Origin of the sequence: Citrobacter amalonaticus (assembly GCF_018252635.1) — a bacterium.
Lineage (GTDB): Bacteria > Pseudomonadota > Gammaproteobacteria > Enterobacterales > Enterobacteriaceae > Citrobacter_A > Citrobacter_A amalonaticus_E.
In genome coordinates this window covers 14,016-27,981 of sequence record NZ_JAGTXM010000003.1, presented here as the reverse complement: position 1 = coordinate 27,981, position 13,966 = coordinate 14,016, and the positions used below count along the sequence as shown (strand labels likewise).

Sequence of the window (13,966 nt, the reverse complement as noted above, 5' to 3'; positions counted from 1 at the left end):
GGGTCGCTTTTGCTGAAGTATCGCCTGATTTCTGCTTTCGTTTTAATACCCGTGGTCATCGCGGCGCTGTTTTTGCTGCCGCCGGTGGGGTTCGCCATTGTGACGTTGGTTGTTTGTATGCTGGCCGCGTGGGAATGGGGACAGTTAAGCGGTTTTGCCACGCGCACACAACGCGTCTGGCTGGCGGTGCTGTGTGGGCTATTGCTCGCGCTGATGCTGTTTCTGTTGCCGGAATATCATCATAACATTCACCAGCCGTTGGTCGAAGCCTCGTTGTGGGCATCGTTGGGCTGGTGGGTCGTTGCGTTAGTGCTGGTGTTTTTTTACCCCGGCTCGGCGACGATCTGGCGTAATTCGAAGACATTACGCATAATTTTTGGCGTGCTCACGATCGTTCCCTTCTTTTGGGGAATGTTGGCGCTGCGTGCCTGGCACTACGACGAGAATCATTACAGTGGCGCAATATGGTTGCTCTATGTCATGATCCTGGTCTGGGGTGCGGATTCCGGGGCGTACATGTTTGGCAAACTGTTTGGCAAACATAAACTGGCGCCGAAAGTGTCACCAGGGAAAACCTGGCAGGGCTTTTTTGGTGGCCTTGCCACAGCGGCTGTGATCTCCTGGGGTTACGGTATGTGGGCGAATCTGGATGTTGCGCCTGTCACCTTATTAATTTGTTCTATTGTCGCTGCGCTGGCCTCCGTGCTGGGCGATCTGACCGAGAGCATGTTTAAGCGTGAAGCAGGAATTAAAGACAGCGGTCATTTGATTCCAGGACACGGTGGTATTCTGGACCGTATTGATAGCCTGACGGCGGCAGTACCGGTCTTTGCTTGTCTGTTGTTACTGGTATTCAAGACGCTTTAACGGAAGGTTTTATGCTGAGTATTCTCTGGAATCTGGCTGCATTCATTGTCGCACTGGGTGTGCTGATCACCGTGCATGAATTTGGTCATTTCTGGGTTGCCCGGCGCTGCGGTGTCCGTGTTGAGCGCTTTTCCATTGGATTTGGTAAAGCGCTCTGGCGCCGTACCGATCGGTCTGGAACCGAATATGTCATCGCCCTAATCCCACTGGGCGGCTATGTCAAAATGCTGGATGAGCGCGCTGAACCGGTGATCCCGGAGCTGCGGCACCACGCTTTCAACAATAAAACTGTCGGTCAGCGCGCAGCGATCATTGCCGCCGGTCCGGTTGCTAATTTCCTTTTTGCCATCTTCGCTTACTGGCTGGTGTTTATCATCGGTGTCCCCGGTGTTCGTCCGGTTGTTGGCGAAATAACACCCAACTCGATTGCCGCCCAGGCGCAAATTATTCCAGGCACGGAACTTAAAGCCGTTGATGGTATCGAAACCCCTGATTGGGACGCAGTGCGTTTACAGTTGGTCGCAAAAATTGGTGATGAACAGACAACACTCAGCGTGGCGCCTTTCGGCAGCAACCAGCGACAGGAAAAAACGCTGGATTTGCGGCAGTGGGCATTTGAGCCTGATAAGGAAGATCCTGTATCTTCTTTAGGGATTCGACCGCGCGGGCCACAGATTGAACCGGTGCTGTCAGAAGTTCAGGCGCAGTCCGCCGCAAGTAAGGCGGGTTTGCAAGCTGGCGACAGGATCGTTAAAGTCGATGGTCAACCGCTAACACAATGGATGACGTTTGTGACCCTGGTGCGCGATAATCCGGGTCAGCCGTTAGCGCTGGAAATTGAAAGACAGGGCAGTGCCTTGTCTTTAACATTAATTCCGGATTCGAAATCGGGTAATGGGAAGGCAGAAGGGTTTGCTGGCGTTGTGCCGAAAATCATTCCTCTGCCGGATGAGTACAAGACAGTACGCCAGTATGGGCCGTTCAGCGCCATCGCACAGGCCACGGATAAAACGTGGCAGTTGATGAAACTGACGGTCAGTATGCTGGGAAAATTGATAACCGGTGATGTGAAACTGAACAACCTCAGTGGGCCGATTTCTATCGCTCAGGGGGCTGGGATGTCAGCGGAGTTCGGGGTGATTTATTATCTGATGTTCCTTGCGCTGATTAGCGTGAACTTAGGGATAATCAACCTGTTTCCGTTGCCCGTTCTTGACGGGGGGCATCTGCTGTTCCTGGCGATTGAAAAGCTTAAGGGCGGACCGGTATCCGAGCGGGTTCAAGACTTTAGTTATCGCATTGGCTCGATATTGCTGGTGCTGTTAATGGGGCTTGCACTTTTCAATGATTTCTCTCGGTTGTAAGAGAGTTAGTTAGGAAGAACGCATAATAACGATGGCGATGAAAAAGTTGCTCATAGCGTCGCTGCTGTTTAGCAGCGCGACCGTATACGGTGCTGAAGGGTTCGTAGTGAAGGACATTCATTTCGAAGGCTTGCAGCGTGTCGCCGTTGGTGCGGCCCTCCTCAGTATGCCGGTGCGCACAGGCGACACGGTTAATGATGAAGATATCAGTAATACCATTCGCGCTCTGTTTGCCACCGGCAACTTTGAGGATGTTCGTGTCCTTCGCGATGGCGATACCCTTCTCGTTCAGGTAAAAGAACGTCCGACTATTGCCAGCATTACCTTCTCCGGTAACAAATCGGTGAAAGATGACATGCTGAAGCAAAACCTCGAAGCTTCTGGCGTGCGTGTTGGCGAATCTTTGGATCGCACCACTATTGCCGATATCGAGAAAGGTCTGGAAGACTTCTACTACAGCGTCGGTAAATACAGTGCCAGTGTGAAAGCTGTGGTCACGCCTCTGCCGCGCAACCGTGTTGACCTTAAACTGGTTTTCCAGGAAGGGGTATCGGCGAAGATCCAGCAGATCAATATCGTCGGTAATCATGCCTTCAGCACGGATGAACTGATCTCTCACTTCCAGTTGCGTGATGAAGTTCCGTGGTGGAACGTCGTCGGCGATCGCAAGTACCAGAAGCAGAAACTGGCGGGTGACCTTGAAACCCTGCGCAGCTACTATCTGGATCGCGGTTATGCGCGTTTCAACATCGACTCAACGCAGGTCAGTCTGACCCCGGATAAGAAAGGGATCTACATTACCGTGAACATCACGGAAGGCGAGCAGTATAAGCTTTCTGGCGTTCAGGTAACGGGTAACCTGGCGGGGCATTCTGCGGAGATCGAAAGCCTGACCAAAATTGAGCCGGGTGAACTCTATAACGGCACCAAAGTGACCAAAATGGAAGATGATATTAAGAAGCTTCTGGGTCGCTATGGCTACGCCTATCCGCGCGTTCAGTCTCAACCTGAAATTAACGATGCCGATAAAACGGTTAAGCTGCGCGTAAACGTGGATGCGGGTAACCGTTTCTACGTGCGTAAGATCCGTTTTGAAGGTAACGATACGTCCAAAGATGCCGTCCTGCGTCGCGAAATGCGCCAGATGGAAGGGGCATGGCTGGGCAGCGATATGGTTGATCAGGGTAAAGAGCGTCTGAACCGTCTGGGTTACTTTGAAACGGTCGACACCGACACGCAGCGTGTTCCGGGCAGCCCGGACCAGGTTGATGTGGTCTATAAGGTGAAAGAGCGTAATACCGGTAGCTTCAACTTCGGTGTTGGTTACGGTACGGAAAGCGGCGTAAGCTTCCAGGCGGGTGTTCAGCAGGATAACTGGCTGGGCACAGGTTACGCGGTAGGGATTAACGGTACCAAGAACGATTACCAGACCTACAGCGAACTGTCCGTCACCAACCCGTACTTCACCGTTGATGGTGTGAGCTTGGGTGGTCGTATTTTCTATAACGACTTCGATGCGAACGATGCGGATCTGTCTGACTATACCAACAAAAGTTACGGTACAGACGTTACGCTGGGCTTCCCAGTCAACGAATACAACACCTTGCGTGCGGGTTTAGGGTATGTGCATAACTCCCTGTCCAACATGCAGCCGCAGGTCGCGATGTGGCGTTACTTGAACTCCGTTGGTGAATACCCGGATAACTCAAATGACCGCAACTCCTACAGTGCCAACGACTTCACCTTCAACTATGGTTGGACTTACAACAAGCTTGACCGTGGCTTCTTCCCGACGGAAGGGACGCGTATCAACCTGAACGGTAAGGTGACGATCCCGGGCTCTGATAACGAGTTCTACAAAGCGACGCTGGATACCGCGACCTACGTGCCGATCGATGACGATCACAAATGGGTAGTTCTTGGTCGTACCCGTTGGGGTTACGGCGATGGATTCGGCGGCAAAGAGATGCCGTTCTATGAGAACTTCTATGCCGGTGGCTCCAGCACCGTGCGTGGCTTCCAGTCCAACACTATTGGTCCGAAAGCGGTTTATTACCCGTCCAGCAGTCGTCATGATGGTGATAACGACTACGATAACGAATGTGAGAGCACTCAGTCAGCACCGTGTAAATCGGATGACGCAGTGGGCGGTAACGCGATGGCTGTCGCCAGCCTGGAATTCATTACCCCTACGCCGTTCATTAGCGATAAGTATGCGAACTCGGTCCGTACCTCGTTCTTCTGGGATATGGGTACCGTCTGGGATACTAACTGGGATTCAAGTGCATATTCCGGTTATCCAGACTACAGTGATCCGAGTAATATCCGTATGTCTGCTGGTATCGCATTACAATGGATGTCCCCATTGGGGCCGTTGGTCTTCTCCTACGCCCAGCCGTTTAAGGATTACGATGGAGACAAAAAAGAGCAGTTCCAGTTTAACATTGGTAAAACCTGGTAATTGTTCTTCGCAAAGGAATGTAATGGTAGTGTAGCGATGACTTTAGGCGATCTTGCATGGGATCGCCTGGCCACGCAAAGAACTGTACCTTCGGGTGCAAATGGGATGGTAAGGAGTTTATTGTGAAAAAGTGGTTATTAGCGGCAGGTCTCGGTTTAGCAATGGTTACGTCTGCACAGGCTGCTGACAAAATTGCAATCGTCAACATGGGTAGCCTGTTCCAGCAGGTTGCGCAGAAGACCGGTGTTTCCAATACGTTGGAAAATGAGTTTAAAGGCCGCGCGAGCGAACTGCAGCGTATGGAATCTGACCTGCAATCTAAAATGCAGCGTCTGCAGTCCATGAAAGCGGGTAGCGATCGTACTAAGCTGGAAAAAGACGTAATGGCTCAGCGTCAAACCTTCTCTCAGAAAGCGCAGGCTTTTGAGCAGGATCGTGCGCGTCGTTCCAACGAAGAACGTGGCAAACTGGTTACGCGTATCCAGACTGCTGTGAAATCTGTTGCCAGCAGCCAGAGCATCGATCTGGTCGTTGACGCGAACACCGTTGCTTACAACAGCAGCGATGTAAAAGACATCACCGCTGACGTACTGAAACAGGTTAAATAAGTAATGCCTTCAATTCGACTGGCTGATTTAGCAGAGCAGTTGGATGCAGAATTACACGGTGATGGCGATCTCGTCATCACCGGCGTTGCGTCCATGCAATCTGCGCAAACAGGTCACATTACGTTCATGGTGAATCCGAAATACCGTGAGCACCTGGCCTTATGCCAGGCGTCTGCCGTTGTCATGACGCAAGACGATCTTCCTTTTGCTAAGAGTGCTGCGCTGGTAGTGAAGAATCCCTACCTGACGTACGCGCGAATGGCGCAAATTTTAGATACCACGCCGCAGCCGGCACAGAACATTGCACCGAGTGCAGTGGTTGATGCGACGGCAACGCTGGGTAGCAACATTTCAATTGGCGCGAATGCGGTAATTGAATCTGGCGTGGAGCTTGGCGATAACGTGGTTATCGGCGCGGGCTGCTTCGTCGGAAAAAATACGAAAATTGGGGCCGGTTCGCGCCTGTGGGCGAATGTATCGGTTTACCACGACATTCAGATCGGTGAAAATTGCCTGATTCAGTCCAGTACGGTCATAGGTGCCGACGGTTTTGGCTATGCCAACGATCGCGGTAACTGGGTGAAGATCCCGCAGTTAGGTCGCGTCATTATTGGCGATCGCGTGGAGATCGGCGCTTGTACCACCATCGACCGTGGTGCGCTGGATGATACGGTGATCGGCAATGGCGTTATCATTGATAACCAGTGTCAGATTGCACATAACGTTGTGATTGGCGACAATACCGCGGTTGCCGGGGGCGTCATCATGGCGGGCAGCCTGAAGATTGGCCGTTACTGCATGATCGGCGGTGCCAGCGTAATCAATGGGCATATGGAAATATGCGACAAGGTTACCGTCACAGGAATGGGGATGGTGATGCGTCCCATCACTGAACCTGGTGTTTATTCCTCAGGCATTCCGCTGCAACCTAACAAAGTATGGCGTAAGACAGCCGCACTGGTGATGAACATTGATGATATGAGCAAGCGCCTCAAAGCCATTGAGCGCAAGGTTAATCAACAAGACTAAACTCTCACCCGGTCACACATACTTTACGGCCTGTCGGCATTCATACGATTGCGGCAGGCCGTGTTATTATTGGCTTTTAGCATATTTGGACAGGAAGAGTATTTTGACTACTAACACTCATACTCTGCATATTGAAGAGATTTTAGAACTTCTGCCGCACCGCTTTCCGTTTTTACTGGTTGACCGCGTGCTGGACTTTGAAGAAGGTCGTTTTCTGCGCGCAGTGAAAAATGTCTCCGTTAACGAGCCGTTTTTCCAGGGGCATTTCCCGGGTAAACCGATTTTCCCAGGCGTGCTGATTCTGGAAGCCATGGCACAGGCTACCGGTATTCTTGCGTTTAAAAGCGTTGGGAAACTGGAGCCGGGAGAACTCTACTATTTCGCAGGTATTGATGAAGCACGCTTTAAGCGTCCCGTCGTGCCTGGCGATCAGATGATTATGGAAGTCACTTTCGAGAAAACGCGCCGTGGCCTGACCCGCTTTAAAGGGGTCGCGCTGGTTGACGGTAAAGTAGTTTGCGAAGCAACGATGATGTGCGCTCGTAGCCGGGAGGCCTGATACGTGATTGATAAATCCGCCTTTATTCATCCAACCGCCATTGTGGAAGAGGGTGCCTCACTTGGCGCTAACGTTCACATTGGTCCTTTTTGCCTTGTTGGACCCCATGTTGAAATTGGTGAGGGTACCGTACTGAAGTCTCACGTTGTCGTGAATGGCCATACTAAAATTGGCCGTGATAACGAGATATATCAGTTTGCCTCCATCGGTGAAGTGAACCAGGATCTGAAATATGCTGGTGAACCGACCCGTGTGGAAATTGGCGATCGTAACCGCATTCGCGAAAGCGTTACCATTCATCGTGGCACAGTGCAGGGCGGTGGATTGACGAAGGTGGGCAGCGATAACTTACTGATGATCAATGCCCATGTGGCGCATGATTGCACAATAGGGGATCGCTGTATTCTGGCAAATAACGCCACGCTTGCCGGTCACGTCTCGCTGGATGATTACGTTATCATCGGTGGCATGACCGCCGTGCACCAGTTCTGCATTATTGGTGCACACGTGATGGTCGGCGGCTGTTCTGGCGTTGCTCAGGACGTTCCGCCGTACGTTATTGCGCAGGGCAACCACGCGACGCCGTTTGGCGTCAACATCGAAGGGTTGAAGCGCCGCGGTTTTACCCGCGAAGCGATCACCGCCATCCGCAATGCTTACAAAGCGTTGTACCGCAGTGGCAAAACGCTGGAAGAAGTGAAACCGGAAATCGCCGAACTGGCGACGCAGTATCCGGAAGTACAGGCGTTCAGCGATTTCTTTGCCCGCTCAACGCGCGGTCTGATTCGTTAATGGCAGAGCAGCGCCCCTTAACGATTGCCCTGGTCGCCGGAGAAACCTCCGGCGATATTCTTGGTGCTGGCTTAATCCGGGCGCTAAAAGCGCGCGTACCTGACGCGCGTTTTGTCGGCGTCGCGGGGCCGCGCATGCAGGCCGAAGGCTGCGAAGCCTGGTATGAAATGGAAGAACTGGCGGTGATGGGGATTGTGGAAGTGCTTGGGCGCCTGCGTCGTCTGCTGCATATCCGTGCCGATCTGACCCGTCGATTCACCGAACTGCAGCCCGATGTTTTTGTCGGTATTGATGCACCCGATTTCAATATCACTCTCGAAGGGAATCTGAAAAAACAGGGTATCAAAACGATTCATTACGTCAGTCCGTCCGTCTGGGCATGGCGACAGAAACGCGTTTTCAAAATAGGCAGATCCACCAATATGGTTCTGGCTTTTCTGCCTTTCGAAAAAGCGTTTTACGACAAGTACAATGTGCCGTGCCGTTTTATCGGTCACACGATGGCGGACGCGATGCCGCTGGATCCAGATAAAAATGCGGCGCGCGATGTGCTGGGAATCCCCCATGATGCGCACTGCCTGGCGCTATTACCCGGCAGCCGTGGCGCTGAAGTGGAAATGCTTAGCGCAGACTTCCTGAAAACCGCGCAACGGTTGCGCCAGACGTATCCCGATCTTGAAGTGGTGGTGCCGCTGGTCAACGCGAAACGCCGTGAGCAGTTCGAGAAGATCAAAGCGGAAGTTGCGCCAGAACTTTCTGTTCATCTGCTGGACGGGATGGGGCGTGAAGCAATGGTTGCCAGCGATGCCGCGCTGCTGGCGTCGGGTACTGCTGCGCTTGAATGTATGCTGGCGAAATGTCCGATGGTGGTCGGATATCGCATGAAGCCCTTCACCTTCTGGCTGGCAAAACGGCTGGTAAAAACCGATTATGTCTCGCTGCCAAACCTGCTGGCGGGAAGGGAACTGGTGAAAGAGCTGTTACAGGAAGAGTGCGAGCCGCAAAAGCTGGCTGAGGCGCTTCTCCCCTTGCTGGCTAACGGTAAAACCAGCCATGCGATGCACGATACTTTCCGCGAACTGCATCAGCAGATCCGCTGTAATGCTGATGAGCAGGCAGCGGATGCGGTCCTGGAGTTAGCACGATGATTGAATTTGTTTATCCGCACACGCATTTAGTGGCGGGTGTGGATGAAGTCGGGCGCGGTCCGTTGGTCGGCGCGGTCGTCACCGCAGCCGTGATCCTCGACCCGGCGCGCCCGATAGCGGGTCTTAACGATTCCAAAAAATTATCTGAAAAGCGTCGTCTGGCGCTGTATGACGAAATCAAAGAAAAAGCGTTGAGCTGGAGCCTTGGCCGTGCAGAACCGCACGAGATCGATGCGCTGAATATTCTCCACGCCACGATGCTGGCCATGCAGCGAGCGGTGGCGGGGTTACATATTGCGCCGGAATATGTATTGATCGATGGCAATCGTTGCCCGGCATTGCCTGTGCCGTCTCTGGCGGTGGTGAAGGGCGACAGTCAGGTGGCGGAAATCAGTGCCGCGTCGATTCTTGCAAAAGTCACGCGTGACGCCGAAATGGCTGCGTTGGATAGCGTTTTCCCGCAATATGGTTTTGCCCAGCACAAAGGGTATCCAACCGCTTTCCATCTGGAAAAACTGGCTGAACATGGCGCAACGGAACATCACCGACGTAGTTTTGCTCCCGTTAAACGCGCACTGGGACTCGCGTCCTGATTCTTGTGTCGAAGGAATCTGAAGATGTCTGAACCTCGTTTCGTCCACCTGCGGGTGCACAGCGACTACTCCATGATCGATGGGCTGGCGAAAACCGGGCCGCTGGTGAAAAAGGTGGCCGCGTTAGGCATGCCTGCGCTGGCGATCACCGATTTTACGAATCTCTGTGGTCTGGTGAAGTTCTACGGAGCGGGTCATGGGGCAGGGATTAAACCCATTGTTGGCGCTGATTTCCATGTCCAGAGCGAGCTGATGGGTGATGAACTCACGCATCTGACGGTGCTCGCCGCGAATAATACCGGTTATCAAAATCTCACCCTGCTGATCTCCAAAGCTTATCAGCGTGGCTACGGCGCGGCGGGACCGATCATTGACCGTGACTGGCTGATCGAACTGAAAGAAGGGTTGATCCTGCTGTCTGGTGGGCGTATGGGTGACGTCGGGCGTAGTCTACTGCGCGGCAACAGCGCGCTGGTCGAAGAGTGTGTCGCTTTCTACGAAGAACATTTCCCGGATCGTTACTTCCTTGAGCTGATCCGGACCGGCAGACCCGATGAAGAGAATTATCTGCATGCTGCCGTTGAACTGGCGGAAGCACGCGGTTTGCCAGTGGTCGCGACCAACGACGTACGCTTTATCAATAGCGAAGACTTTGACGCGCATGAAATCCGCGTCGCTATTCACGATGGCTTCACCCTCGACGATCCCAAACGTCCGCGTAACTACTCGCCGCAGCAATATATGCGCTCGGAAGAGGAGATGTGCGAACTCTTCTCCGACATTCCGGAAGCGCTGGAAAACACCGTCGAAATAGCAAAACGCTGTAACGTCACGGTGCGTCTGGGGGAGTACTTCCTGCCGCAGTTCCCGACCGGCGATATGACCACGGAAGATTATCTGGTCAAAAAATCGAAAGAGGGGCTGGAAGAACGTCTGGCTTTCCTGTTCCCGGATGAAGCCGTACGTCAGGAAAAACGTCCGCCTTACGATGAGCGTCTGGATATCGAGTTACAGGTGATTAACCAGATGGGGTTCCCGGGCTACTTCCTCATCGTGATGGAATTTATCCAGTGGTCGAAAGATAACGGCGTACCGGTAGGTCCGGGCCGTGGGTCCGGTGCGGGATCGCTTGTGGCCTATGCGCTGAAAATTACCGATCTCGATCCGCTGGAATTTGACCTGCTGTTCGAACGTTTCCTCAACCCGGAACGTGTCTCCATGCCTGACTTCGACGTTGACTTCTGTATGGAGAAACGCGACCAGGTCATTGAGCATGTGGCGGATATGTACGGCCGTGATGCGGTATCGCAGATCATTACCTTTGGTACGATGGCGGCGAAAGCGGTTATTCGCGACGTGGGGCGTGTGCTGGGCCATCCGTATGGCTTTGTCGATCGTATTTCGAAACTGGTCCCGCCCGACCCGGGGATGACGCTGGCGAAAGCTTTCGAGGCCGAACCACAACTGCCTGAGATTTACGAGGCGGATGAGGAAGTTAAAGCGCTGATCGACATGGCGCGTAAGCTGGAAGGCGTGACCCGTAACGCTGGTAAACACGCCGGTGGTGTGGTTATCGCCCCGACGAAAATTACCGATTTCGCGCCGCTGTACTGTGATGAACAAGGGCTGCATCCGGTTACTCAGTTTGATAAAAACGACGTCGAATATGCCGGCCTCGTGAAGTTCGACTTCCTCGGCCTGCGTACGCTCACTATCATCAACTGGGCGCTGGAAATGATTAACGCCCGTCGTGAGAAGAACGGCGAGCCGCCGCTGGATATTGCCGCTATTCCGCTTGACGACAAGAAAAGCTTCGACATGCTGCAACGCTCGGAGACCACGGCGGTCTTCCAGCTTGAATCCCGCGGCATGAAAGACCTGATTAAACGTCTGCAGCCTGACTGCTTCGAAGATATGATCGCCCTGGTGGCGCTGTTCCGACCGGGGCCGTTACAGTCCGGGATGGTAGATAACTTCATCGACCGTAAGCATGGGCGCGAAGAGATCTCCTATCCGGATGTGCAGTGGCAACATGAAAGCCTGAAACCAGTACTGGAGCCGACCTACGGCATCATTCTGTATCAGGAACAGGTCATGCAGATTGCCCAGGTGCTCTCAGGTTATACCCTTGGCGGCGCGGACATGCTGCGTCGTGCGATGGGTAAGAAAAAGCCGGAAGAGATGGCCAAACAGCGCGGCACCTTCGAAGAAGGGGCAAAAAAGAACGGCGTTGACGGCGAACTGGCGATGAAAATCTTCGACCTGGTGGAAAAATTCGCCGGCTACGGATTTAACAAATCGCACTCTGCTGCCTACGCGCTGGTCTCTTATCAAACGCTGTGGCTGAAAGCGCACTATCCTGCTGAGTTTATGGCGGCGGTAATGACTGCTGATATGGACAACACCGAGAAGGTCGTGGGGCTGGTGGACGAATGCTGGCGGATGGGGCTGAAAATTCTGCCGCCGGATATCAACTCCGGGCTTTACCATTTCCACGTCAACGATGACGGGGAGATTGTTTACGGTATCGGCGCGATTAAAGGTGTAGGCGAGGGGCCGATTGAGGCGATCATCGAGGCACGTAACAACGGCGGTTACTTCCGTGAGCTGTTCGATCTCTGTGCGCGCACTGATACTAAAAAACTGAACCGCCGCGTACTGGAAAAACTGATCATGTCCGGGGCGTTCGACAGGCTGGGGCCGCATCGCGCCGCGCTGATGAATTCGCTGGGCGATGCGCTAAAAGCCGCTGACCAGCACGCAAAAGCGGAAGCGATCGGTCAGGCGGATATGTTCGGCGTACTGGCGGAAGAGCCGGAGCAAATTGAACAGTCCTACGCCAGCTGTCAGCCATGGCCGGAGCAGGTGGTGTTAGATGGGGAACGCGAAACGTTGGGGCTGTACCTGACGGGACACCCTATCAACCAGTATTTGAAAGAAATTGAGCGCTATGTCGGAGGCTACCGGCTGAAAGACATGCATCCGACAGAACGTGGTAAAGTGACCACGGCTGCAGGGCTCGTCATTGCCGCAAGGGTTATGGTCACCAAGCGCGGCAATCGTATCGGCATCTGTACGCTGGATGACCGTTCCGGACGTCTGGAGGTAATGTTATTTACCGACGCCCTGGATAAATACCAGCAATTGCTGGAAAAAGACCGCATACTTATCGTCAGCGGACAGGTCAGCTTTGATGACTTCAGTGGGGGGCTTAAAATGACCGCCCGCGAAGTGATGGATATTGACGAAGCCCGGGAAAAATATGCTCGCGGGCTTGCTATCTCGCTGACGGACAGGCAAATTGATGACCAGCTTTTAAACCGACTCCGTCAGTCTCTGGAACCCCACCGCTCGGGGACAATTCCAGTACATCTCTACTATCAGAGGGCGGATGCACGTGCGCGGTTGCGTTTTGGCGCGACGTGGCGTGTCTCTCCGAGCGATCGTTTGCTAAACGATCTCCGTGGCCTCATTGGTTCGGAGCAGGTGGAACTGGAGTTTGACTAATACAGGAATACTATGAGTCTGAATTTCCTTGATTTTGAACAGCCGATTGCAGAGCTGGAAGCAAAAATCGATTCTCTGACTGCGGTGAGCCGTCAGGACGAGAAACTGGATATTAACATCGATGAAGAAGTGCATCGCCTGCGTGAAAAAAGCGTAGAGCTGACGCGCAAAATCTTCGCCGATCTTGGCGCATGGCAGGTTGCCCAACTGGCACGCCATCCGCAGCGTCCTTACACCCTGGATTATGTTCGCCTGGCGTTTGATGAATTTGACGAACTGGCGGGCGATCGCGCCTATGCGGACGATAAAGCGATCGTCGGCGGCATTGCGCGTCTGGACGGTCGTCCGGTGATGATCATTGGTCATCAGAAAGGCCGTGAGACCAAAGAGAAAATCCGTCGTAACTTCGGGATGCCGGCGCCAGAAGGCTATCGTAAAGCCCTGCGTCTGATGGAAATGGCCGAGCGTTTCAACATGCCGATCATTACCTTTATTGACACCCCGGGCGCCTACCCTGGCGTGGGCGCTGAAGAGCGCGGTCAGTCCGAAGCTATCGCCCGTAACCTGCGTGAGATGTCGCGCCTGAGTGTGCCGGTTATCTGCACCGTGATCGGGGAGGGGGGGTCTGGCGGCGCGCTGGCGATCGGTGTGGGTGACAAAGTGAACATGCTGCAATACAGCACCTATTCTGTTATCTCCCCGGAAGGTTGCGCCTCCATTCTGTGGAAAAGCGCGGACAAAGCCCCGCTGGCCGCAGAAGCGATGGGCATTATCGCTCCGCGTCTGAAAGAGCTGAAGCTGATTGACTCCATCATCCAGGAACCGCTGGGTGGCGCGCATCGTAACCCGGAAGCGATGGCGGCCTCGCTGAAAGCGCAACTGTTGGCCGATCTTGCCGATCTCGATGTGCTGAGCACTGAAGATTTGAAAAACCGTCGCTATCAACGCCTGATGAGCTACGGCTACGCGTAAGCGTTGACCATTCCGAAAAGGGCCACAAATTGTGGCCCTTTTTTTTACCTGTGGGTTGAACACGCT

Annotated in this window: 11 protein-coding genes; all 11 read left to right on the top strand. The window is 53.5% G+C overall.

Features of this window, described 5'->3' with window-relative positions:
* Positions 1 to 9 precede the first annotated feature (9 nt).
* Positions 10 to 867, top strand: coding sequence for a phosphatidate cytidylyltransferase (gene cdsA / locus KE671_RS09915; RefSeq protein ID WP_206162818.1), 858 nt, complete (start codon positions 10 to 12; stop codon positions 865 to 867).
* 11 nt (positions 868 to 878) lie between these two features.
* Positions 879 to 2,231 (top strand): sigma E protease regulator RseP, encoded by a 1,353-nt coding sequence (gene rseP / locus KE671_RS09910; RefSeq protein WP_206162817.1) that lies wholly within the window; start codon positions 879 to 881, stop codon positions 2,229 to 2,231.
* Positions 2,232 to 2,262: 31 nt separating this feature from the next.
* The gene (bamA, locus tag KE671_RS09905; protein ID WP_206162816.1) at positions 2,263 to 4,692 is read left to right on the top strand and encodes an outer membrane protein assembly factor BamA; all 2,430 of its coding nucleotides are present in this window, start codon (positions 2,263 to 2,265) and stop codon (positions 4,690 to 4,692) included.
* A gap of 122 nt (positions 4,693 to 4,814) precedes the next feature.
* On the top strand, positions 4,815 to 5,300 hold the full coding sequence (skp, locus tag KE671_RS09900) for a molecular chaperone Skp (protein WP_042323679.1): 486 nt from the start codon (positions 4,815 to 4,817) through the stop codon (positions 5,298 to 5,300).
* A 3-nt stretch (positions 5,301 to 5,303) separates the two neighbouring features.
* Positions 5,304 to 6,329 (top strand): UDP-3-O-(3-hydroxymyristoyl)glucosamine N-acyltransferase, encoded by a 1,026-nt coding sequence (lpxD, locus tag KE671_RS09895; protein ID WP_206162815.1) that lies wholly within the window; start codon positions 5,304 to 5,306, stop codon positions 6,327 to 6,329.
* A gap of 103 nt (positions 6,330 to 6,432) precedes the next feature.
* On the top strand, positions 6,433 to 6,888 hold the full coding sequence (gene fabZ / locus KE671_RS09890) for a 3-hydroxyacyl-ACP dehydratase FabZ (RefSeq protein ID WP_003018528.1): 456 nt from the start codon (positions 6,433 to 6,435) through the stop codon (positions 6,886 to 6,888).
* Between the two features lie 3 nt (positions 6,889 to 6,891).
* On the top strand, positions 6,892 to 7,680 hold the full coding sequence (gene lpxA / locus KE671_RS09885; RefSeq protein WP_206162814.1) for an acyl-ACP--UDP-N-acetylglucosamine O-acyltransferase: 789 nt from the start codon (positions 6,892 to 6,894) through the stop codon (positions 7,678 to 7,680).
* Positions 7,680 to 8,828, top strand: a complete 1,149-nt coding sequence (gene lpxB / locus KE671_RS09880; RefSeq protein WP_206162813.1) for a lipid-A-disaccharide synthase — start codon at positions 7,680 to 7,682, stop codon at positions 8,826 to 8,828. Before lpxA ends, lpxB begins: the two co-directional genes overlap by 1 nt.
* Positions 8,825 to 9,421, top strand: a complete 597-nt coding sequence (gene rnhB / locus KE671_RS09875; RefSeq protein WP_206162812.1) for a ribonuclease HII — start codon at positions 8,825 to 8,827, stop codon at positions 9,419 to 9,421. The genes lpxB and rnhB overlap by 4 nt, the downstream gene beginning before the upstream one ends.
* A 24-nt stretch (positions 9,422 to 9,445) precedes the next feature.
* A complete protein-coding gene (gene dnaE / locus KE671_RS09870; protein ID WP_206162811.1) occupies positions 9,446 to 12,928 on the top strand; it encodes a DNA polymerase III subunit alpha in 3,483 nt (1,160 codons plus the stop codon).
* Between the two features lie 12 nt (positions 12,929 to 12,940).
* Entirely contained in the window at positions 12,941 to 13,900 is a 960-nt protein-coding gene (gene accA, locus KE671_RS09865) for an acetyl-CoA carboxylase carboxyl transferase subunit alpha (RefSeq protein ID WP_206162810.1), read from the top strand.
* The last annotated feature ends 66 nt before the right edge of the window (positions 13,901 to 13,966 follow it).

What these genes read in the sequence shown, in the direction of transcription:
- lpxB (WP_206162813.1), top strand. Translation starts at nt 7,680, where the DNA reads ATGGCAGAGCAGCGCCCCTTAACGATTGCCCTGGTCGCCGGAGAAACC.
- rnhB (WP_206162812.1), top strand. Translation starts at nt 8,825, where the DNA reads ATGATTGAATTTGTTTATCCGCACACGCATTTAGTGGCGGGTGTGGAT.
- rseP (WP_206162817.1), top strand. Translation starts at nt 879, where the DNA reads ATGCTGAGTATTCTCTGGAATCTGGCTGCATTCATTGTCGCACTGGGT.
- dnaE (WP_206162811.1), top strand. Translation starts at nt 9,446, where the DNA reads ATGTCTGAACCTCGTTTCGTCCACCTGCGGGTGCACAGCGACTACTCC.
- bamA (WP_206162816.1), top strand. Translation starts at nt 2,263, where the DNA reads ATGGCGATGAAAAAGTTGCTCATAGCGTCGCTGCTGTTTAGCAGCGCG.
- accA (WP_206162810.1), top strand. Translation starts at nt 12,941, where the DNA reads ATGAGTCTGAATTTCCTTGATTTTGAACAGCCGATTGCAGAGCTGGAA.
- lpxD (WP_206162815.1), top strand. Translation starts at nt 5,304, where the DNA reads ATGCCTTCAATTCGACTGGCTGATTTAGCAGAGCAGTTGGATGCAGAA.